At 55.4% G+C, this 23,562-nt stretch carries 14 protein-coding genes; all 14 read right to left on the bottom strand.

The features are described from left to right. Positions 1 to 856: 856 nt before the first annotated feature. The 14 genes from mfd to acpS all read right to left on the bottom strand — a co-directional run bounded on the left by mfd (position 857) and on the right by acpS (position 23,542). Complete coding sequence (gene mfd, locus LKE88_RS13045; RefSeq protein ID WP_276803866.1) at positions 857 to 4,138, bottom strand: transcription-repair coupling factor; 3,282 nt, start codon at positions 4,136 to 4,138, stop codon at positions 857 to 859. Positions 4,139 to 5,356: 1,218 nt separating this feature from the next. Continuing rightward, positions 5,357 to 6,319 (bottom strand): class II fructose-bisphosphatase, encoded by a 963-nt coding sequence (glpX, locus tag LKE88_RS13040; RefSeq protein WP_105325904.1) that lies wholly within the window; start codon positions 6,317 to 6,319, stop codon positions 5,357 to 5,359. A gap of 126 nt (positions 6,320 to 6,445) precedes the next feature. After that, positions 6,446 to 8,065, bottom strand: a complete 1,620-nt coding sequence (gene pyrG / locus LKE88_RS13035) for a CTP synthase (protein WP_105325905.1) — start codon at positions 8,063 to 8,065, stop codon at positions 6,446 to 6,448. Positions 8,066 to 8,097: 32 nt separating this feature from the next. Continuing rightward, entirely contained in the window at positions 8,098 to 9,756 is a 1,659-nt protein-coding gene (gene argS, locus LKE88_RS13030) for an arginine--tRNA ligase (RefSeq protein ID WP_423767614.1), read from the bottom strand. After that, positions 9,689 to 10,174 (bottom strand): YwiB family protein, encoded by a 486-nt coding sequence (locus LKE88_RS13025; protein ID WP_276803863.1) that lies wholly within the window; start codon positions 10,172 to 10,174, stop codon positions 9,689 to 9,691. The genes argS and LKE88_RS13025 overlap by 68 nt, the downstream gene beginning before the upstream one ends. Before the next feature lie 949 nt (positions 10,175 to 11,123). Further along, positions 11,124 to 12,014: an IS3 family transposase gene (locus LKE88_RS13020; RefSeq protein ID WP_255419934.1), complete on the bottom strand. Its 891-nt coding sequence runs from the start codon at positions 12,012 to 12,014 to the stop codon at positions 11,124 to 11,126. Positions 12,015 to 12,037: 23 nt separating this feature from the next. Further along, on the bottom strand, positions 12,038 to 12,799 hold the full coding sequence (locus LKE88_RS13015) for a helix-turn-helix domain-containing protein (RefSeq protein WP_105325742.1): 762 nt from the start codon (positions 12,797 to 12,799) through the stop codon (positions 12,038 to 12,040). A 232-nt stretch (positions 12,800 to 13,031) separates the two neighbouring features. After that, the gene (putP, locus tag LKE88_RS13010; RefSeq protein ID WP_200820191.1) at positions 13,032 to 14,525 is read right to left on the bottom strand and encodes a sodium/proline symporter PutP; all 1,494 of its coding nucleotides are present in this window, start codon (positions 14,523 to 14,525) and stop codon (positions 13,032 to 13,034) included. Between the two features lie 151 nt (positions 14,526 to 14,676). After that, on the bottom strand, positions 14,677 to 16,116 hold the full coding sequence (locus LKE88_RS13005) for a hypothetical protein (RefSeq protein ID WP_147351170.1): 1,440 nt from the start codon (positions 16,114 to 16,116) through the stop codon (positions 14,677 to 14,679). Positions 16,117 to 17,777: 1,661 nt separating this feature from the next. After that, positions 17,778 to 18,491: a 3-keto-5-aminohexanoate cleavage protein gene (locus LKE88_RS13000; protein ID WP_276803861.1), complete on the bottom strand. Its 714-nt coding sequence runs from the start codon at positions 18,489 to 18,491 to the stop codon at positions 17,778 to 17,780. Positions 18,492 to 19,891: 1,400 nt separating this feature from the next. Beyond that, a complete protein-coding gene (locus tag LKE88_RS12995; protein ID WP_158572373.1) occupies positions 19,892 to 20,440 on the bottom strand; it encodes a GerMN domain-containing protein in 549 nt (182 codons plus the stop codon). 5 nt (positions 20,441 to 20,445) lie between these two features. After that, positions 20,446 to 21,576, bottom strand: coding sequence for an N-acetylmuramoyl-L-alanine amidase family protein (locus LKE88_RS12990; protein WP_276803860.1), 1,131 nt, complete (start codon positions 21,574 to 21,576; stop codon positions 20,446 to 20,448). 68 nt (positions 21,577 to 21,644) lie between these two features. After that, a complete protein-coding gene (locus tag LKE88_RS12985) occupies positions 21,645 to 23,168 on the bottom strand; it encodes an NAD(P)H-hydrate dehydratase (protein WP_276803859.1) in 1,524 nt (507 codons plus the stop codon). Next, entirely contained in the window at positions 23,165 to 23,542 is a 378-nt protein-coding gene (acpS, locus tag LKE88_RS12980) for a holo-ACP synthase (protein WP_199614908.1), read from the bottom strand. The genes LKE88_RS12985 and acpS overlap by 4 nt, the downstream gene beginning before the upstream one ends. Positions 23,543 to 23,562 lie beyond the last annotated feature (20 nt).

The following is a 23,562-nucleotide window of genomic DNA, read 5'->3' as shown; positions in this document are numbered from 1 at the left end:
GGTTCGCTGCTAGCCAGTCATTTTCGCCCTACGGGCTCAATTCCTGGGCAGCTATCACATGGCTCGCGTACACCAAACAGCTTCTGGAATACTTGTATCGCTGTTTGGACGCGAACGCAACGCTTGTGGTAGGCGTCCAGGCCACCACTGGTCAAGTAAAATCCAAAATATAGTTGCTGATAAGAAGATGACCATTAGTGGCCTAAGACCGGCCCCTGAGTGGTTCGCGGCATGCTGCTCAGCTTCACCTTCCAGGTTCGCTTTGCAGGCCGCTATCACATGGCTCATATTAACCAATTCTCTGCGGCATATAGCCTTGAGAATTGGATATGAGCGCAAAGCGTTGAAGGGGCTGTCAGCCCGTAGGGATGACTGAGGAAGTTTATCCAGCTTTTCTGCGGCCCCCGGCCGCATGTCTTCTCCGTTTCAGCTGTGGAGCAGCTGAAATGGGGAAGATGCGCCTATCATAAGAATTCCAAAGGCGCAGATGGGGCGTCTTCAAGGGAAGGTACTTTTTCCTTATTTAGCTTCCTCAAGCGTTGCGGTCACGTCCAAATATCGTCACGAGTTACTCAAAAGATATTTGGAATACGTGACCCATGTGATAGCGGCCTGCAAAGCAAGTCCGTAGGACGCCGCTGCGCAGCGAGCCGCGAACCACTAGGAAGCTGGCCCGCCACTACCTTCCACATTTATGGGGAAGGGGAACCGCCCGAAGGGTGGTGGAAAGGGGCGGGACGGAAAGAGTTTACAATTGAAGGCGGTTGGGGCCTGCACTATCAAACTTCTAGAACTAGCCTTTTGCAAGCAACGGAAGCGTTGCTAAATCAGCCTCCTCCCCCATTATACCAAGCCTTCACACCAACCGTGGGATATTTTTCTCCAGCCAGGTTAAGGGGTCGCCTTTCATGCCATGGGTTTTAAGAATGAATTGGGGTTGGGCGGCGACTTTCAAGTTGGCTCTGGGGACGTATTCTCTGATCAGGGCTTTCAACACGTCGGGGTTGGCGGTGCTGTGCTGGTGGAAGGTGATGCGGATTTCTCCGGGTCTTACGGAGATGCCGATGATGCGGAGTTTCCGGCACAGGTCTCTCAGGGCAGCTACGCGCCACAGGTTCACGACCTGCTCTGGCGGGGTGCCAAAGCGGTCGATGATTTCGTCCATAAGGTCGTCTTTTTCTTCGTATTTCAATGCCCCCAGGCGATGGTAGATTTCCATTTTGTACCGGGGGTTGGCGATGTATTCGTCGGGGATGTAGGCGTCCAGTTTCATATCGCTGACGGGGTCCGGGATCACGGGTTTCTGGGGATCGGCGCCGTTTTGCAGGGCGTTGATGGTCTGTTCCAGCAGCCGGCAGTACAGGTCAAAGCCTACGCCGGCAATCTGGCCGTGCTGTTCGGCGCCCAAAAGGTTTCCGGCGCCGCGGATTTCCAGGTCCCGCATGGCGATTTTAAAGCCGGCGCCCAGTTCGGTAAAGTCCCGAATGGCCTGGAGGCGTTTCTGGGCAATTTCGCTGAGGACGCGGTTCTTCTTGTACAGGAAGTAGGCATAGGCCAGCCTAGAGGAGCGTCCTACTCTGCCCCGCATCTGGTACAGCTGGGACAGGCCGAAGTTCTCGGCGCCGTCAATGATGATGGTGTTGGCCAGGGGCACGTCCAGGCCGTTTTCGATGATGGTGGTGCACAGGAGGACGTCAAAGTCCCCGTGGTAGAAGCCAATCATCACGTCTTCCAGTTCGTCTTCGGTCATGCGGCCGTGGGCAATGCCGATGGTAAGCCCGGGTACCAGTTCCCGGAGTCTGGTGGCAATGCTGGTAAGGCCCTCGATGCGGTTGGACACGTAGTAGATCCGGCCGCCCCGGCGGACTTCCCGCTCCAGGGCTTCTTTAATCATGCCCTCGTCGTACTCGGCCACGTAGGTTTCTACGGGCAGCCGGTCTTCGGGCGGGGACTCGATGATGCTCATGTCCCGGCCTTTGACCAGGGCCAGGTGCAGGGTCCGGGGGATGGGCGTGGCGGACAGGGTCAGCACGTCAATGCCGGCGCTCCACTGCTTCATTTTCTCCTTCTGGGCCACCCCAAAGCGCTGTTCCTCGTCGATGATGAGGAGCCCCAGGGACTGGAAGGAGATGTCCGGGGACAAAATCCGGTGGGTGCCGATGATGATGTCAATCTGGCCGGCGGCCAGTTTCTTGATGATTTCCCGCTGCTCCTTGGCGGACCGGAAGCGGCTGAGCATTTCGATATTCACGCCAAAGGAGGCCATGCGCTGGGTAAAGGTCAGCAGGTGCTGCTGGGCCAGGACGGTGGTAGGGGCCAGGACGGCTACCTGCATGCCGTCCATCACGGCCTTGAAGGCGGCCCGAATGGCCACCTCGGTTTTGCCGTAGCCCACGTCGCCGCACAGGAGCCGGTCCATGGGAACGGGCTTTTCCATATCGGCCTTGATTTCCGCAATGGCTTTCAGCTGGTCCGGGGTTTCCTCAAAGGGGAAGCTGTCCTCGAATTCCTTCTGGAGGGGGGTATCCGGGGCAAAGGCATGGCCCGGGGTGATTTTCCGCTGGGCGTACAGCCGCAGCAGCTCGGTGGCCAGGATGGTAATGGCCTTCTGGGCCTTGGTCCGGGCTTTCTGCCAGTCGTTCCGGCCCATATTGGACAGCTTGGGCGGGGTGCCCTCGTTGCCGATGTATTTGTGCAGCAGGCCCACCTGCTCTACGGGTACGTGGAGCTTGTCGCCCTTGGCGTACTGGAGCTGCAGGTAGTCCCGATGGACGCCGTCAATGACGATGGTCTCCACGCCCATGTAGCGGCCGATGCCCTGGACGTCGTGGACCACGTAATCCCCCACTGAGATGTCGGAGAAGTAGTTGGTGATGGCAGGGCCCTTGCCCTTTTTCCGGGTAATGCGGCGGCGTTTCTGGGTGCCGAACAGGTCTCCTTCGGTCAAGAGAAGCCAGTTTTCGTTCCAGAAGTAGAAGCCGCTGGTCAGGCTGCCCTGGAACACCAGGCCGCCCTTCTCGGGCAGGGTCAGGGGGTCCGTGGCCAGCTCCATGGGAATGCCGGCGCCCCGGAGGCTTTCGGCGATGCCTGCGGCTTTGTCCCGGGTGCCCATCATAATGAGCGGGTGGACGCCCTGGCTGATCCAGCCGGACAGGTCTTTTTGCAGCAGCTCGGTATTCTTGTTGTAGGGCGCAATGGTGCGAACCTGAACATGAAGTTTGGGAGCATTGGCAAAGTAGGGATGTCCCAGGTCGCTGACCGCCGCCAGATGGCACTCCTTGGCCAGGTCGATCATCTGGGCCTGGAGCAGCAGCTGGTCGGCAAATTCCCGGTTGTCCCCGAAGCTCTTCTTGCATTCTTCAAAGAAGGCGGAGGGTTCGTCCAGGACCACCAGGGAGTCCGCTGCCAGGTAGGCAAAGATGTTGGAGATGGGCTCCTGGTCCGGCAGGGCAATGGGCATGATGTTGGCCTGTTTGGCCGGGCCGATGCTCCGCTGGGTATCGATATCGAAATGGCGCACCACGTCAATGGTGTTGTCGAACCATTCGATGCGCACAGGATCTTTGTGGTTAATGGGGAAAATGTCCATGATGTCGCCCCGGACGGCCAATTGGCCGATGGTGTCCACCTGTTCGGTGCGTTCGTAGCCGGCTTTCACCAGCTTGGCTACCACGGTCTCCTGGTCAATTTCCATGCCGGGTTTCAGACGGATATTTTCCTTGATGATGCTGTCCGGCGGCGGCAGCTTCTGGATGGCAGCCTCGGCAGTAATGAAGATGATGCCGGGTTCCTGCTTGTAGATCATTTCCAGGGCTGCGGCCCGTTCGGCCAGGACTTCTTCGTTCCGGGTATCCACCTGGCCGTGGATCAGGCTGGCGGGATACAGCTCCCGCATGGCCAGGTCCGGATAGAAGTACGCCAGCTCCCGGCGGTAGGCACGGATGATTTCCCGGTTGGCGGTGAAGATCACCAGGGGCTGCTTGGCCCCGGCCTTTTCCTGAAGAGCGCACAAAAAGCCGACTTTAACAGAAGAAGTTAAGCCGGTGAGAGTAACGGGCCCCTTGGCATTTTGCCAGAGAGAAGCCCCGTCCCCTACGTTTTTTTCGTTTAAAAGCAAAGGAATGATTTCATTAGACATATTAGATACTACCAATCTACATAGAGATGTAAAAGGAATTGAATTGTGGTGGGGCGGCCCCATTGCCGCTTTGCGGCATTTCCCCCATGGGGGAAATCCGTCCCCGCTGGGGCTAGTGCGGACCGTTAGGTAGTCCAACTACAGAAAAATTGCCTACGGCAATTTTTTGCTGTAGAAAACTCTGTACCGGATTTTTGGTCGACGTTCTCAACGGGTGTAGTGCAGACATCCTACTTTTGAACCCCATCCGCCTTCCTAGCGTCAGGCACCTTCCTCTTTACCAGTGCACTGGTAAGTGGAAGGCATGCGGCCTGCGGCCGCAATACTTGGGTAAACTTCCTCAGTCATCCCTACGGGCTGACAGCCCCTGAGTGGTTCGCAGCGCTCACATTAGCCAAGAGCATTTTGATAAACTGACATGCTCTTGGATGTGAGCGCAACGCTTTGCCGGGCCGGTCTTAGGCCTATACGAGTCATGTGCTAAACGAGTATAGCAAAGCAACATAGTTCGTAAATACCTGCACTACCCTAGTTTGTTACTTAACCAGTAGCGGCATAGAACGCTTCCTGCAAGCGTTGCGTTCGCGTCCAAACAGCGCTACAAGTATTCCAAAAGCTGTTTGGTATACGCGAGCCATGTGATAGCTGCCCAGGAATTGAGCCCGAAAGGTGAAAATGACTGGCTAGCAGCGAACCACTGTAGGAAGTGGCACCGCTAGGTGCCGATAGAAGTTTAGCTCCAACAGATTAGTCAATGACCCCAAAAACCTGCCAATATACCCTATTAAAGTTCAAATAATATAATTATATTGCTATTTTAAACTCTCTTCGTCGCCTACCGGCGCCACCTCTGTCACGCTTGATAGAGGTCAACAGTAAGGCACTACCACATTTCTAAAGTTACTTATTTTTGAGAACAATGTGGGAGTACATAAGCAATATAAAGTATATTATTATTGCGAAATTTCTCTAGAAGTTGACCTCACGCGTTTACGGGAGAGGTACCGCCTGCTAGGGCGGGGAAGAGTGCTCCTTTTGCGGCCTCCGGCCGCTGCCTTCCACTTACCTGTTCGCCGCGTTGCGCGAACAGGAGAAGGGGAAGGTGCCTGACGCAGGAAGGCGGTTGGGGTTCAAAACCAAGTTCCCCCACTTTCCCACCAATACAGCAGGGGGGTGTGAATGAATCCACACCCCCTTCTGGTTCTTATGGTATTGGTATTACAGTTTTACGTTGATGTTGCTGCGGTCGAAGGTATGGACTGCATCAACGAAACGTACGGTGCCGGTGGCGTACCGCATGGATACGGTATGGGTCCGGGCGCCGTTGCCGAAGAAGTTAACGCCTCTCAGCAGGTCGCAGTTGGTGATGCCGGTAGCGGTGAACATGCAGTCGTCGCCTTTTACCAGGTCTTCGATGGTCAGGACTTGACGGGTATCGGCAATGCCCATTTCATGGCAGCGCTGGGTTTGTTCGTCGTTTTCAGGCACCAGGCGGGCTTGCATATCGCCGCCCAGGCATTTCAGGCCGGCTGCAGCCAGTACGCCTTCCGGAGCGCCGCCCCGGCCGATGTACATATGGATACCGGTACCTTCAATGCCGCAGTTGACGATGGGATCTACGTCACCATCGCTGATCAGGCGGATGCGGGCACCAGCAGCTCTTACTTCTTCAATGATCTTGCGATGACGGGGACGGTCCAGGGCAACGACGGTCAGGTCGTTGACGTTTCTGTGCATGGCTTTGGCCACGCGTTCCAGGTTTACGCTGACAGGATCGTCAATGTTGATGCAGCCTTTGGCTCTGGGGCCAACGGCGATTTTGTCCATGTACATATCGGGTGCATGGAGCAGGCAGCCCTTGGGGGCAATGGCGATAACAGCGATGGCTCCCAGCTGGCCTTTGGCCACCAGGTTGGTGCCTTCCACCGGGTCAACAGCGATGTCTACTTCGGGACCGCCGGCACCGACTTTTTCGCCGATGTACAGCATGGGGGCTTCGTCCATTTCCCCTTCGCCGATAACTACGGTACCGCTGATGTTGACGGTATCAAACATTTTCCGCATAGCGTCTACAGCCAGTTGGTCAATGCCGTTCTTGTCGCCCCGGCCTACGCCGCGGGCGCTGGCCATGGCGGCTGCTTCTGTTACACGTACAAATTCCATGGATAATTCTCTGTTCATTGCATACGCCTCCAATTATTTTCGGCAATTTGCATTGCTCTTTTATTGTACCAAGAATCCCAAAGAAAAGAAACGGGTTACGGCAAATGCCGCCCGTTTTCTTTTCTGTTTAGCGAGCTTCAGGGCTTAGTGCTTCTGGCAAGCCAGGGCAGCTGCGATGAAGTCCTTGAACAGCGGATGGGGATTGGTGGGACGGGATTTCAGTTCGGGGTGGAACTGTACGCCCAGGAACCAGGGATGGACTTCCGTGGGCAGTTCTACGATTTCTACCAGTTTGCCGTTGGGCAGGGTGCCGCCCAGCACCAGGCCCTTTTCGAACAGCTGGTCACGGAGTTCGTTGTTCACTTCGTAGCGATGGCGATGGCGTTCGCTGATCAGGTCGGTGCCATAGGCCTTTTCGGCCAGGGTGCCGGGATACAGCTTGCAGGGGTATTTGCCCAGCCGCATGGTGCCGCCTTTGATTTCCACACTCATTTGTTCCGGCATCAGGTAAATGACGGGGTACGGGGTGGTTTCGTCAAATTCGGTGCTGTTGGCTTTCTTCATGCCGCAGATGTCCCGGGCATATTCGATGACTGCGCACTGCATACCCAGGCAGATGCCGAAGAACGGAATCTTGTTTTCCCGGGCATAGCGTACGGCACGGATCATGCCTTCGATGCCCCGGTCGCCAAAGCCGCCGGGCACCAGGATGCCGTCCACGCCCTTGAAGATTTCTTCGTAGTTGGCGTCGGCTTCTTCCAGGTCGGAAGCGTTGATGTATTCGATATCCACATCGGCGTCATGGAAGTAGCTGGCGTGTTTCAGGGCTTCCACAATGGAGATGTAGGCGTCAGGCAGTTCTACGTACTTGCCCACGATGGCAATGGTGGATTTTTTGGCATGGGGTGCCAGAATCTTTTCCACCATGGCATGCCAGGCAGCCATATCCTTGGGTTTGTCTTCCATATCCAGTTTCTTCAGGACCACTTTGTCCAGGCCCTGGTCTTCCAGCAGCATGGGTACTTCGTAGATGCTGGGAGCGGTGATGGATTGGAACACGGCGTCAGCGTCCACGTCGCAGAACATGGCCATCTTTTCCCGCATTTCCCGGCTGATTTCCTTTTCGGAACGGCAAACCAGGATATCGGGGGTAATGCCGATGCTGCGCAGTTCTTTTACGCTGTGCTGGGTGGGTTTGGTCTTCAGTTCGCCGGCAGCGGAGATGTAGGGAACCAGGGTCACGTGGATGTACAGCACATCGTTCTTGCCCACGTCCTTCTTCACTTGGCGGATGGCTTCCAGGAAGGGTTCGCTTTCGATATCGCCTACGGTACCGCCGATTTCGGTAATCACGAAGTCAGCTTCTTCTTCCCGGCCTACCCGGTACACCCGTTCCTTGATTTCGTTGGTGATATGGGGAATGACCTGTACGGTGCGGCCCAGATAGTCCCCTCTGCGTTCCTTGTCGATAACGGATTGGTAGATCCGGCCGGCAGTCACGTTGGAGTTGCGGGTCAGGTTGATGTCGATGAACCGTTCATAATGGCCCAGATCCAGGTCGGTTTCGGCGCCGTCGTCGGTGACGAATACTTCACCATGCTGGTAGGGGCTCATGGTCCCGGGGTCAATGTTGATGTACGGGTCGAACTTTTGGATGGTCACCTTATAGCCTCTGCTCTTGAGCAAACGGCCCAGAGATGCGGCCGTAATGCCTTTGCCTAAGGACGAAACCACGCCGCCTGTTACGAAAATATACTTGGTCATTTTTTTCCTCCCTTTTCCGCTTTCTTTCTATATTACATATGTTCCGGTGCGCTGACGCCCAGAATCTTCAAACCATGGCGCAGGGTATTGCCCACAGCTGTAATTAATGCCAGCCGAGCCTGCTGGAGGGCAGGGTCGACGCCCAGTACCCGGCACTGGTTATAGAAGGAATGGAACATTCCTGCCAGTTCGTAGGTGTAGTGGGCAATCTTATGGGGTGCCCGTTCCAGGGCAGCCGTGTCAATGAGCTCGGTGTAGTCGTTGAGCTTCTTGATCAGGTCTATTTCAATGGGCTCCTTCAGCACGGACAGGTCCGCGTTGGGGTCCAGGGTAATCTTTTCGTCGGCCATTTGGCGCAGGATGCTGCAGATCCGGGCATGGGCGTACTGGACGTAGTACACCGGGTTGTCGTTGGAATGCTCGGTGGCCAGGGTCAGGTCAAAGTCCAGCTGGCTGTCCATGCTGCGCATGATGAAGAAGAACCGGGCTGCGTCAGTGCCCACTTCTTCGATGAGCTCGTTCAGGGTCACGCTCTTGCCGGTACGTTTGCTCATCTTTACCAGCTCGCCGTTCCGGTACAGGCTGACCATTTGCAGAATCAATATTTCCAGGTGGCTGGGGTCGTAGCCCAGGGCCTGCATGGCGGCCTTTACCCGGGGAATGTAGCCGTGATGGTCGGCGCCCCACAGGTTGATCAGGCGGTCAAAGCCCCGTTCGTACTTGTTCCGGTGGTAGGCAATGTCGGCGGCAAAGTAGGTGGAGACGCCGTTGTCCCGGATCACCACTCTGTCCTTGTCGTCGCCGAAATCCGTGGAGCGGAACCATTTGGCTCCGTCCTTTTCGTAGATGTAGCCCTTCTTTTCCAGTTCGGCTACTGCTTCTTCAATCTTATGGGCATCGTGGAGGGATTGTTCACTGAACCACACATCAAAGTGGCAGTTGAAGGCTTCCAGGTCTTCCCGGAGGGCTGCCAGCTTTTCGTCCTTGGCAATGCTCTGGAATTTTTCCAGCCGTTCTGCTTCCGGCATATGGATAAAGCTGTCGCCGTATTTCTTCTGGATCCGTTTGGCGGTGACCACAATGTCTTCCCCGTGGTAGCCGTTTTCCGGGAATTCACAGGGAATGTTGTAGAGCTCCAGGTACCGGGCGTTTACGGAAGCCGCCAGATTGTGCATCTGGTTGCCGGCGTCGTTAATGTAGTACTCCTGGCTCACATCGTAGCCGGCAGCCTTCATCAGGATGGCCAGGGCGGAACCCACGGCAGCACCCCGGCCGTGGCCTACGTGCAAAGGACCGGTGGGGTTGGCGCTGACGTATTCAATCTGGATCTTCTCCCCTGCTTTGGCAGGCAGGTTGCCGTAGTTTTCCCCCTGGGCCAGAATATTCCGCAGGGCTGCGGACAGCCAGTCTTCCTTCAAGAAGAAATTCAGGAAGCCAGGTCCGGCAACTTCCACCTTTTCCACACTGGGGCAGTCCAGGAATTCCTGGATGGCACCTGCGATTACCCGCGGCGCGCAGTGCAGATTGCGGGCGGCCTGCAGGGCAAAGTTGGTAGCGAAGTCGCCAAATGCCTTCTGGGGCGGAACGGTGAGAACCACCGGTACCAAATCGCCCTGGGGCAGCTTACCTGCCTGAATGGCTTTTTGGACTGCGGCGATGACCGCTTCTGCCAGTACTTTTTTCATGTCCACTGATTTCTTCCTCCTCAATTTCAATGGTTAAGCGTATGGACCCATTGGGCTGGTCCTGCATTTCCAGGTCGTAAAAGGCCTGTACATGCCAGCCCCGGGGCTGACGGACAATGGTCAGGTCCCGGGTGAAAACCATCATGGGCACAGTAAAATACGGGGTCTGGTACTGAAAAGAAGTGTTCCGGCCCCGTACATACGTCTGTCGATGCTCATAACGCCCGTGGCGGATCACCGTCAGGGTGTCTTCCGTCCATTTCAGGGTGGTTTTGGTGCCTTCCATCCCGGTAATGGGTGTTTCCTCATAGCGCACATACGTAGCACGGCCCACCGTCTGCAGCTGGCCGGAAGTGACCAGGTCCAGGGGCTGGGAGCCATCACTTAAATTTTCGCTATGAATCGTAATCTTTACAGGAATCATGGCCTCTCCAAAAAATAAAAGGCACTCTCTTCATGCCAGCACCAGCAGCGCGGCTAAAGGAGCAAGCCCTTAAGTGAATCGTTTTCGATTGGTAAGCATCAGGTTTTTGCCTTATTCTTAGTTATTTTATATTAATAGCTGAGAAAAGGCAAGGGTTTATTAAAGAAAAGTGGGAGGGGTGGGGTGCGGGGGAGTAGTGACGACCGGACCAGCTTGCCTACCCCATTGCCGCTTTGCGGCATTTCCCCAAGGGGAAAGTTCGTCCCCTTTTGGGGCTAGTGCGGACCGTTAGGTAGTCCAACTACAGAAAAATTGCCTACGGCAATTTTTTGCTGTAGAAAACTCTGTACCGGATTTTTGGTCGACGTTCTCAACAGGTGTAGTGCAGGTATCCTACTTTTGAACCCCATCCGCCTTCCTAGCGTCAGGCACCTTCCTCTTTTCCAGTGCACGAAGCAGTGCACTGGTAAGTGGAAGGCATATGCGGCGCTGGCGCCGCTAAACACCTGGATGAACTTCTATCGTCGCCTGCGGCGACACTTCCTTCACGCTTGAAGGAAGCGTTCTATGCCACTGCTAGTCAAGTTCTAGATGGGGTTATATGTGGAATTTTTTATCTATCATAATTCTTTTCTCAAAACCCGTTTAGCACATGACTCGTATGGGCCTAAGCCTGGCCCCTTCAAGCGTGAAGGGGCTGTCAGCCCGCAGGGATGACTGAGGAAGTTTATCCACGTTTTTGGGAGTCGTATCCATTTCTCAAGGCCCTGGCCACAGAGAAATGGAATATACGACCCCTGCGATAGCCGTCCGTGAACCGAACCCGAAGGGTGAAGGCGAACGGAATACGGCGAACCGCTCGGCCGTAGGCCGCATGCCTTCTCCACCCACCAACAGTCCAAGGTGGTGTGCTCCCCGTCAAGTAGACAGTTCCTAATAATATAAACCTCTACGCCGCCATTTGGTAGCTATTATGTTTTTGCATAGGGGTCAAACGGCCCAAATTCCGCTGCAAACGGCCACTGTTGTAATACTCCATGTAGTTATTAATCATCGTTACCAAAGCTTTACGGCTGTCGAAGTCACGAGTATAGTACCGTTCTCTTTTCAGCATGCCCCAGAAGCCTTCCATCGGGCCATTATCAATGCATTTTCCTATCCGTGACATACTCTGCGTCATACCAGCATCTAGAATCATCTTGCGGAAATCCCTGCAGGTGTATTGGAATCCCCGGTCAGAGTGAAACAGGGGATGCGCGCCAGGGTTTTTCAACAATGCCTTATTGAAGGTATTGAATACCAAATTTTTATCGTTCCGGTTGCTTATCACATAGGAAACAATTCGTCTGTCATACAGGTCAATAATCGCGCTCAGATATACCTTATGCACAACTACCCCCTCATAGTAGTGAAATTCTGAGACGTCAGTACACCATTTCTGGTTAGGGGCATCGGCTTTAAATTCCCTATTCAAGATATTTTCTGCAATGTATGCAGGATCTATTGCACGCTGGGTGCAGCCCTTAGGGGCATATTTAATCGTAGACTTTATATTTATCACTCGACAAAGATGAAGAACGCGACCGTCACCAATTGCTATTGGTTTCGTGTCAGGATAGATCTTCTTATTTGGGGCTCGTAAGTCATCAGCTATTCGTCTGTACCCTTTAGCTGGGTCAGCCTTGTATATCTCTTCTATTCTTTTAGCAATTTCCTTGTCGTCAATTTCGCGTGCTGAAGGCTCTCTATGAAGCCATTTGTAGTAGCCGGCCCGGGACACTTTTCCCAATTTGCACAGGCCAAGAATAGGGTAATTCTTTTCAGCGTGCAGTTCTTTAATGGCTTCATAAATGGCTCCATATCTTATTTGTGTGAATCCCGCCTCCTTTCCACAATATCGAGTTTTTTTAGGAAATCAATCTCCATATCCTTGGCTTTGAGTTTTGCATTAGCCAGTTTGAGTTCAGCTTTCATACACTCATATTCTGTAGGGGCTTCTTCAGGGACTTCTACTGGCTTCCTGTGTCCGCGCCCATCTATGAGTCCTTCGGTATTGTACTTATTATATTTTAAGACGTAATTTCTGACTTGCTGGTAGGAAACCTTAAACTTTTCAGCGGTTTCATGGTAAGCATTCCCGTTTTCAATGCAGTATTTTACGATTTCAACGCGCTCGTCAAAGGTCGTTTGTCTAGCTTTAGTCATGATCTTGGCACCTCCAGTACCCGAACTTTTTAGTTCCTCATGACTATTATACTTCTTTAACCAGTCTCTGATTTGACGAGAACTTTTTAATCCGTATTTTTGTACCAGCTGGGACATAGTCGTTTCGCCCTTAAGATATTCCTCTACGCATTGGATCTTAAGATCAGCAGAATAACTTTTAACCTGTCTTTTGTTAAATACCTCAGGACCATTTCCTATATATTCATCTACCCAATACTGTACTGCTTTCCAGTGAACCCCTAACCTTTTTGCAGAAACCATTGGTGATTCTTCATGAGCAAGAACAGCTTTGACAGCCTTTAATTTATCCTCTGCACTGACTTTCGATATAGACATTTTACATACTCTCCTTTCAACGAATCCAGGAGGTTTAACTATATGCCAGTCTACTTTATTCATAGCATACCAAGGTGGGGAAGGTGCCGGCGAACTCGCCGGCGGATGGGGTTCAATACCTGCCCAGCGGGCGCCCATAGCTCTCGCCTGTAGGGGAGAGCTGGCAGCCACGCTAGTGGATGACTGAGAGTGGATTCCCCAGGCCAGCACACTTCAGGTTTGCGGACCGCACTAACTAAAAAACGACTTGCGCACTCTCCCGAGTTCGCAAGTCGTTTTTTCTTGTATTCTTCTCTCAATCCACATGTTTCCCATATTCCGCCACAGCCTCGTCATACTTGGCTGCAATCTCCGCCGGGGGTTCTTTATCCAGCAAGCTGAAGACCACGATGGCCAACAGGGACAGGAAGAAGCCGGGGATGATTTCGTACACGCCGGTATAGGCGAAGAGGTTTTTCCAAATGAGGACGGTGGAGCCGCCCACCAGGATGCCGGCAAAGGCGCCGTTGGTGGTCATGCGTTTCCAGTACAGGCTCAGGAGCACCAGGGGTCCAAAGGCGGCGCCAAAGCCTGCCCAGGCGTAGGACACGATGGACAGGATCATGCTGTCGGGGTCCAGGGCCAGGATAATGGAGAAAATAGACACCAGGACAATCATCAGGCGGCTGACCTTCACCATTTCCCCGGCTTCGGCGTTCTTCCGGAGCACGGGCTTATAAAAGTCAGTGGTAAAGGAAGACGCGGCGACCAAAAGCTGGCTGCTGGAGGTACTCATAATGGCCCCCAAAATGCCGGAGGTAATGATACTGGCCACAAAGGGGTGGTAGAACTGGGTGCTCAGTTTGATGAACACGGTTTCGGCAGCGGAGCCCTGAAGAATGGGTCCCAGGTACACCCGGCCGGCAAGACCTACCATTACGGACATGAACAGGGAGATGACCACCCAGGTCATGGCGATGTGGGTGGCCTGCTTGATTTCCCGGGGGTTCTCAATGGCCATAAAGCGCACCAGGATATGGGGCTGGCCAAAGTAGCCAAAGCCCCAGGCCAGCAGGGATACAATGGCGGTCAGGCTGAGAACGCTGCCGTCGGCGCCCTTGATCAGGCTGAAATAGTTGGGGCTGATGGCGTTCAGCCGGGCAATGGTGGGCCCCACGCCGCCTACGTAGTAGATGGCGGTAATGGGCACAATCAGCACGGAGAAGAACATCAGAAAGCCCTGGAACATATCGGTCCAGCACACGGCGGCAAAGCCCCCCACCATGGTGTAGAACACCACGATGCCGGCGGTCACCACCAGGCTCATGGTATAGTCCCAGCCGAAGACGGTTTCAAACAGCTTGCCCCCGGCCACAAAGCCAGAGGAGGTGTAGATCAGGAAAAAGATGAAGATAAAAACGGAAGACGCAATCCGCAGTTTTTTCTGCTTGTCCTGAAACCGGTTGTCAAAGTACTCGGGCAGGGTAATGGAGTTGCCCAGGTGCTGGGTGAAAATCCGCAGCCGTTTGGCCACCAGTTCCCAGTTGGCCCAGGTGCCCAAAATCAGCCCAATGGCAATCCAGGCTGCGCTGATGCCGGCCAGGTACGCATACCCCGGCAGCCCCATGAGCATCCAGCCGCTCATGTCGGAGGCCTCTGCGCTCATGGAAGTCACCCAGGGGCCCAGTGCCCGTCCCCCCAGGGCATACCCTTCCATGTCGTCATTCTTTTTGTAGGAAACCAGGCCGATACCGATCAATATGGCGAAGTAAATGACCAGTGCGGCGATTGTACTCCAGGTTGCTTCCAAAATGCCACGTCCTTCCTCATCGTTTGAAAAGATTTAGTAAAATGTTAGTGAAATGAATAAATCACATTATAACGTAGATTTGGAATTAGCGCAAGGAATTTTGTGAAAGTGTAACGTGCCATTTCTGCTGTGCGGACGGACGCCACGCAGGTCAGTCATCCAGCACGGTAAGTTTGTGGCCATTGGTATCAATGCGGCCCTGGTTGTCCAGGCTGGACACGGTGGAATCCCCGGTAAGCTTCCAGACGGCACCCTTGGCAATGGTCACGTCAATGCCGCTTTCCTGGGTGCTGCCCTGGTTGTTTTCCTGGAGGATAATGGCGCCCTTGTACTCCGTGCCCGGGTTCAGGGTCAGGTCCAGATGGGAAATGGAATCCACCACCATATCCCCCTTGAGCTTCTGGTTGGTGGCAGTGACAGTAGCCTGGCCGCCGTTGCTGCCAGCCTTCCCCCATCCCCGTTTGCCGCTGTTGCCCACAATCCGGAGCAGGGCCCCGTCCCCGTGGTTTTCAATCTCCACGCCGGACAGGTCAATGTGGCAGGACGTATTGGTGACGTAAATCACGTCCCCCCGGTGGGAGATCAGCCTGCCCCCGGTCATGGCAAAGTCCGAGGTGCCCTCCTCTGCGTCCCCGCTCATGGATTGGTAGATCATCACCGTATGGACGTTTTCCTCCCGGATGGTATTAGGTCCCATGACCCGCACGTCCGGCATATTGCCTTCCAGCTCGCAGTCCTTCAGGTGAATCTGGTTCATGCCCTCAATGACGGCCCCCTCGGAATTCTTGGCCTGGAGTTTGGCCTTGGTCACCGTAATGGCCGCCGTGGAATAAATAGCCGGAGAACCGTAGCCGCTGGTGGTAAAGCGGCCCCCGGTCACATTCACCGTGCCCCCGCCCCGGTCGGAACGAATGGCGGCAGAGGAGTCGCCGGTGGTAGCCAAGTCCAGACCTGTGGCCTTGGTGGTGCCCCCGCCGGTGGTCTGGATACCCCCGGAATTGTTGCCGGTGGTGCGGATGGTCACGTGGTCCGCCAGCACCTGGGTACCCTCCCCGTAGCTGAAGAGCCCGTTGCCGTTTTTGGCAGAAGACGTAATCTTGCCCCCTACCACGGACAAATGCGCCCCGTCCGTAGCCAGCACCGCAGCGTTGAGCCCGTAAAAGTCCCCCTGCTCCGTGCTGGTAGAGTCCCCGGCGGCCTTGTCCACCCGGACCCCTTCCAGAGTTACCCCCCGGCCCGTTACCCGGAGCGCATTCTGGTCCTGCTCCTTGGACTGGTATTTCTGGTCCCGGTATACCCCGGCCTTGGTTAAAGTCGCAGCCGCAGAGCCCTGGTTAAAAGACTGATTGCCCAGCCCCTCAGGCGGTGCCCCCAGGGGCAACCCCTCAGGCGGATTCCCCAAAGGAACACCCAGCTGGTTCCCCAGCGGCGTACCCGGCCCCGGCAGCTTCCCCGCCGCCCCAATAGACGCCGGCATCGCAGGCGCCCCAGGAGCCGTGGAAGACGCCGCATACACCGCAGGCGCAGCGGACAAAATCGACAACACACAAAGCAAAGATAATTTATGGTGCAAAGAAGAAATAGAATGCATGGTAATACCCCCTCAGTAGAAAGTAACAAGATAAGTATAAACCTAGAATATGAAGAATGCATGAACTAGATATTTTTTTGCGTTGGTGCGGTCTGCGAACCTGAAGTGTGCTGGTGCCGGGAATCCTCGAGCGGTTCGCCGTATTCCGTTCACCTTCACCCTGCGGGTTCGGCTCACGGACGGCTATCGCAGGGGTCGTATATTCCATTTCTCTGCGGCCAAGGACTTGAGAAATGGATACGACTCCCTTAGTCAGCCTGTGGCGACAGCTCCCCCAGCGGTTCGCGGCTCGCTGCGCAGCTGCGTCCTGGAACTTCCCCAGTCAGCTCATAGCGCTGACAGCCCCTTCACGCTTGAAGGGGCCAGACCAATCCCGCTATCGCATGGGCCTTATTGACCAAACATCCGTGGGATGTTTGGATGCGGCCGCATAAAGTGAGGAGCCTTTAAAGGTTGGTGCGGTCTGCGGGGTGTAGTGCAGGTCTGACCCTCCGGGCGCCCCTATTGCCGCTTTACGGCATTTCCCCAAGGGGAAAGTTCGTCCCCTTTTGGGGCTAGTGCAAGAAGGACGGTAGCTCAACTACGGAAAAATTGCCCAAGGGCAATTTTTTGCTGCAGAAAACTCTGTACCGGATTTTTGGTCGATGTTCTCAACGGGTGTAGTGCAGGCATCCTACTTTTGAACCCCATCCTTGCCCCGCTTTATGACTGGAGCGGGGCGTTCCTTCCCCTTCTCCTGTTCGCATAGCGAACAGGTAAGTGGAAGGCAAATGCGGCCGGAGGCCGCGAAAACCGCGATTAGTCAACAAAACATTACATTGCGTTCCTAAATTTAAGTTTTTATGAACACAATGTGGGTGTGGATAAGAAGTATAAAGTCTATTGTTATTGCGAATTTTGTAGAGAAGTTGACCTCGCGCGCATGCGGGCGCAGGTGGCGCCGGGAGGCGACGGAGAGTGCTCCGCTGCGGCCGAAGGACGCTAAATACTTGGTTAAACTTCCTTCGTCAGCCCCCTTTCCACCACCCTACGGGTGATTCCCCTTCCCCGTAAACGTGGAAGGTAATGGCTGACACCTACCAGCAACGCTTTGCGGTCGCATCCAAGAGTCTACAGTTTATCAAAAGACTCTTGGTTAATGCGAGCCATGTGATAGCAGCCCAAGAAGCAAGCCCAAACTGGGCGTAGCTGATTGGCTAGCTGCGAACCACTGTGGTAGGCGTCCAGGCCACCACTGGTCAAGTAAAATCCAAAATATAGTGCTGATAAGAAGATGACCATTAGTGGCCTAAGACCGGCCCCTTCAAGCGTGGAGGGGCTGTCAGCCCGTAGGGATGACTGAGGAAGTTTATCTAGCTTTTTTGCGGCCGCAGGCCGAATGCCTTCTCCACCCCACAGTAGTCCAAGGTGGGGAAGGTGCCTGACGCAGGAAGGCGGTTGGGGCCAGCAAGACCAAGGTTATTGCAAGCACCTATCGAGAGTAACGAATCAGAAACGTATAAGCTGTCTTCCTCGTTGCGGCATCGTTCAAGCTCCTTGAAAGATGTCCTGTGATGAGCATAGCGAATCACCAACGAGGAAGTCGCCACCGTGCTGTTGTTGCGGTCCGCGAACCTGAAGTGATGTGGTGCCGGGAATCCCCGGATATTTCGTCGTAATCCCTACGCCTCACTGATGCAATGTTTGTACAGTTCAATATTGGAATGGGCTTTTTCCCCATTGGCAAAGCAATCAATATCTTCAAAGCCAATGCGCCAGGCATAGCCCTTTTGCCGGGCATATTGGATGACTGCCCAGGTATGGATATCTTCCCCGTGCAGGAGATATTCCAGGTCCGGATACCGTTTCTGCAAAAACGTTAAAATAGCTGCAGCCTTTTCCACCGTGGCTTCATCGGTGGCTTCTCCGCTGACTTCAATCAGCACCCGAAAGGCAGATTGACTGTACTGCCGCGCCACAAATTCTTCAGCGTCTGCCAGGGTAAAGATGCCATATTCGATAGGCACCTGCAGCTGCTGCAGCGTTTTGCTTAAAGCGCAGCTCCCCTCTTCACACACATTGACGGAAATATAGTCCGGCCGCCAGGTCCAGGCAGCAATGGCCTTTTGCCGCTTTGCAGCAGTCATGCCATTTTGCAGCGGGGACCCGATACCAATCTGACAGTTGGGAAAACGTTTCTTGAGAGCCAGAAATTGCGGCAGGACCACCTCCTGCTCCAGAGATTCCTTACCCCCAGCGTCCCGAAAATGAATGTGGAAATGCTTGATGCCCAACTGCAAAAACTGCCCAATCTCCGCTGCATATTTCTCTACCGTAATAGGAACATACGGATTCTGGGCTTTGGAAACCCCGCCGTTCATAGAAATTTTTATCATTTGAATTTCACCTCGCTGAGAAAACTGAACAAGTATAAAACCTAAAAAGAGAAAAGCATAAGGGGGGGAGGATGTGGATTGTAGAGCAGCAAGCGCAAAAGAGTTGGGAAGGTAGGTTTTAAACCCCATCCTTGTTCCGCTTTAGCACTGGGGGCGGAACATTCCTTCCCCTTCTCCTGTTCGCATAGCGAACAGGTAAGCGGAAGGCAGTAGCGGCCGGAGGCCGCGAAAACCGCGATTAGTCAACAAAACATTACATTGCGTTCCTAAATTTAAGTTTTTATGAGCACAATGTGGGTGTGGATAAGAAGTATAAAGTCTATTGTTATTGCGAATTTTGTAGAGAAGTTGACCTCGCGCGCATGCGGGCGCAGGTGGCGCCGGGAGGCGACGGAGAGTGCTCCGCTGCGGCCGAAGGACGCTAAATACTTGGTTAAACTTTCTTCGTCAGCCTAGCGGCTGACACCTACCACACGCTTGTGGTAGGCGTCCAGGCCACCACTTGTCAAGTAAAATCCAAAATATAGTGCTGATAAGAAGATGACCATTAGTGGCCTAAGACCGGCCCCTTCAAGCGTGGAGGGGCTGTCAGCCCGTAGGGATGACTGAGGAAGTTTATCCAGCTTTTTTGCGGCCGCAGGCCGCTTGCCTTCTCCACCCCACAGCAGTCCAAGGTGGGGAAGGTGCCGGCGTACTCGCCGGCGGATGGGGTCCTGCAGGACCTAATTATAAGTACTAGCCTATTGAGAGCAACGAAATTAGAGACGAATCAATTTGTCTTCCTCGTTGCGGCATCTTTCAAGCTCCTTGAAAGATGCCCTGTGATTGCGCAGCAAGCACCAACGAGGAAGTCGTCACCGTGCGTTCCTCGCAAGTGTGGTGGGTCGGCTGCGGTCCATTGGAACGCAGGGTGACGGAAGGTCCCCTCGTCCCAGCCGCCCCGGAGGGGTGCATACACACGTACCATTCTTGCGCAACGTAACTGTCACTCCGCAGTGTCCTGGAGTCTTCATCGTCGTCCTGATAGGCCCTTGCGGGTCCCGCTTCTGGTAAGGTGTCGGCACTTGGGAGGCCCATGCCCAAAGTAAGGACACGATAGAGTGGCAGCGCAACCGCACGATGGTAACTGCAACAGGCTTGACCCACGGGGCTGATTACGTCAGAATCGTACACCGTTCAAATGCGGTGGCCCAACCACAAAGCATTGCTCCCCAAGTTTCCAAAAGAGCACCAGCTTTGTGGTGGGCTACCGCAGGGGGACGGAAAGGCAAACATCGCAAACAAAAATCAAAGTTGCCCGGAGGGCCCGGTGTGCACTACACCCCGCAGTCCCCACAATAAAACAACCCCGGCTGTGCACGCTGCACAGCCGGGGTCATATCCCACATTCTTTCTTCTCCCTACGCTTTCGGCAAGAAGGTTTCGTTCCGTTCAAAAGGCGTGGTCATATCCATCTGCCCCAGTACTTCCACGGGCTCGCCGTTGACGGTGAAGGTGACTTTCTTGATGTCCGGGAACTCGGTGAGGGTGTTCACCAGTGCGTAGATCATCATGGTGGTGTCATATTCTCCGGCGCGGCGGGTGAGGAATTCTTTGCTCAGGTCCACAGTAGCCAGGCCGTCCTTCACGGTGAGTTTGTTGACTTTCAGGTTCTTGGGGAAGGTCTTATCCCCTTCGGGCTGTTTTTCTACCAGTTCCTTCAGGGTTTCCAGCTGCTGCTGGGCGGTATCCCCCTGAACCGTGGTTTTCACGGCCACCAGTTTCTGGCTGCCGTCCTTGGGTTTGCGGTACAGGGTCTTTTCCACTCCCTGGGGTTTGGTGGTCTGGGCCTGCTGGGTGGCCGGCGTGCCGGCACTGGTGGCGTTCTTGCTGCCGTCAGAGCAGCCTGCTGCCGCCATAAGGGTCAGTCCCAATACGCATATTACCCCAAACTTTTTCCATTCCATCATTACCATCAACCTCCCTGGTGCTGATTGTAGAAGTCCGTAATCCCATCGGCAATGGCTTCTGCTACCTTATCCTGGAAAGCCGGGGAAATCAGCAGCTGCTCTTCTTTCCGGTTGGTCAGGAACAGGCATTCCACCAGGGCACCGGGCATGGTGCTTCTCTTGTTCACATAGAAGTTGGCGAACCGTACGCCCAAATCGTCCACATCGGCGGTCTTCATCAGCTGGTCCTGGATGGCCTGGGCCACCTGGATATCGTACTTGGTCTTGGGGAAGTAGTAGGTGGAATAGCCGCCTACGCTGGTATTCTCACTGGCGTTGATATGGATGCTGATGAACATATCGGAGTGGCTGTTTTCGGCCACATCCACCCGGGCCTGGAGTTCCTGCCGGTCGGTGGCATCGGGTCCGTACACGTCCACGTCGGTGGTGCGGGTCATGTACACAATGGCGCCCCGCTGCTCCAGCAGTTCCTTCACCCGTTTGGTAATGGGCAGGGTCACGTCTTTTTCAAAGGTGCCGGTAATGAGCCCGTGGGTACCGGGGTCAGAACCGCCGTGGCCTGCGTCCAAAGTAATCCGTTTGCCCTTGATGCCGCCTACTACCGAGTAGGTGCTGCCAAAGTCCGTATCCGCCGCCACGCTGGGCCGGGTAGGCTGCCAGGGCGAGGTAATGGCCGTCTTGGGCACCTTGGGCTTGGGAATGAACTTCTTCTGGGGCGGGCCGGCAATCACGTCCACCACCACCCGGGTGGGCCGCTTGGCTACCCGGTCGGCCTTCAGGGGGAACACGTTCACCGCGTCCCGGGTCAGGCTCCGGTTCATGGCCACATGGACGATGGTCCGGTTGATTTTCCGTTCCAGGGTCACCCGCTTCACGTAGGGGGCCTTGGAGGAGGAATATACCTTGGGCACGGTGGAACTCAGGTTACCGTATACCGTCACCTGAAGCTCGTTGCCCACAAATTCTGTTTTATACCGGGCGGCAGTATTGGTATCCAGCACAATCCGAAGCCGTCCGTCCGGGTTGACGCCGTACACCACGTTCTGGATGGTGGGTGCGGCCAGGGCCTGTCCCGTACCGCCCAGACCGAGAACGGCCAACAGGCATGCACAGAGTAAAAATAGCTTTTTGAACACAATCGTACCTCCTCTTATACCCGGTCATTTTATCACGTTTCGCCGGGTCCTGGCAAATCGGGGAAGTATTACACTTCCAAAATCTTTGCAATAGCCTGGGGCAGCTCTTCCAGCAGGTCCCCGGCCTTGAGGCCAATCTGGCCCCGCTCCTCGGCAGCCAGGTCGCCGGCCAGCCCATGGGCGTACACCGCGCAGCAGGCCGCTTTCTCCAGGTTCAGGCCCTGGCCCAGAAGGGCTGCCACCGTGCCCGTCAGCACATCGCCGCAGCCGCCGGTAGCCATGCCGGCGTTGCCCGTGGTATTGATATAGAGTTCTCCCGTGGGCAGGGCAATCACAGCAGGGGTGCATTTCAGCACCACCACCGCCTGCCACTTCTCCGCCCCTTCCCGGGCGCATTCCAGGGGGTGCTTCAGGATTTCCCCAATGGGCCGGCTCAGCAGCCGGGCCATTTCTCCCGGGTGGGGAGTAAAGATTTTCCGCTTCAGGCTCCGGAGCAGGTCGTCCTGCCCGGCCAGCGCATTCAGCCCGTCCGCATCCAGCACCAGGGGCTGGTCCAGCTGGGGCAGCAGTTCCCGCAGCAGCTGCTGGGTCCGGGGGTCCTTGCCCATGCCGGGGCCCGCCGCCACCACGTCTGCGTTTGCAAGCAGCGGCAGCAGGTCCTTGGGGTCAAAGCTGGGCTGGGGCCGAACCATCACTTCCGTATTTTTGATAATAAGCGGTTCCAGCACTTCCTGCCGGGTGTAGAGGGTCACCAGACCCCCGCCGGCCCGGACCACCGCCTTACTGCACAGCTCCGCCGCACCAGCGTAGCCCAGACTCCCGGCCAGCACCGCAATCCGGCCGTTGACGCCCTTGTGGGCATCTGCCCGGCGCCGGGGCAGCCAGTCCCGAACCATTTCCGGCTCCAGCAGGTACTCCGCCCCCGGGGCTTCTTCCACCAGGCAGGGAGGCACGTTCAGCCCGGCCAGGTAAATCTCCCCGGCATAGCGGGCGCCAGGATACAGGTACAGCCCGTGCTTGGGGGCAATCATGGTCACCGTTACGTCCGCCTGGAGGGCCAGGACGCTGGCACCAGTGTCCGCCTCCACCCCGCTGGGAATGTCGATGGCCAGAACGGTCTTATGGAGGTCGTTCACCGCTTCAATCAGGGATTTTAACGGTTCCCGGGGCACCCCGTGAAAACTGGTGCCCAAAAGCCCGTCCAGAATCAGGTCGCTTTCCCGGCACAGGCTGAGAGCCCGCTCCGGTTCTTCCGCCCATTCCACAAAGGTGCAGCCCGGCATATACTGGAGAATCCGCAGCTGGAGCGCCGCCCCCGGACCAAAGGCCGCCGGAGGCTCTGCCAGAATCACGCTGACCTGGGCCCCTTCTGCCGCCAGATCCCGGGCCGCCGCCAGGCCGTCAGCCCCGTTGTTGCCCTTGCCGGAGAGCACCGTGATTTTCCGGTCCCGCACGTCACCTTCCAACAGCTCCAAAGCCCCTTCACACACAGCCCGGCCGGCGTTTTCCACCAGCACCGCCTCGGCCATACCGATTTCGTTGATGGCCCGGGCGTCCACGCTTTTCATCACACTGCCTTTAATCAGTTTCATTGCGCCGCCTCCAAAATCACCTGGGCAATGGCGTTCCCCGCCGTATGGCTGAGAGACACAAAAGCCCTGCCCAACTTCTTCTCCCCTGCCAGCCGGGCGATATCCCCGGTAAAATGCAGAGAAGGCTGGCCGCTTGCGTCCGTAAGCACTTCAATCTCCAGCAGCTGGCTCCGGTGCACCCCGGTACCCAGGGCCTTGCCCACCGCCTCCTTGGCCGCAAACCGGGCCGCATAGGATTCACTGCTGTGGGCGCCCTTGCGCTCGCAATAGGCAATCTCTCCCGGAGTGAACACCTGCTCCCGGAAATCCTTCTGTTTCAGGGCCCGTTCCATCCGGCCCACTTCCAATATATCTACACCAATGCCCAATATCATAATATTTTCTCCTTTAACCT

The sequence above is a fragment of the Acidaminococcus hominis genome, assembly GCF_022484025.1.
In the GTDB taxonomy this organism is placed as follows: domain Bacteria; phylum Bacillota; class Negativicutes; order Acidaminococcales; family Acidaminococcaceae; genus Acidaminococcus; species Acidaminococcus hominis.
This window is presented reverse-complemented; position numbering and strand designations above follow the sequence as displayed.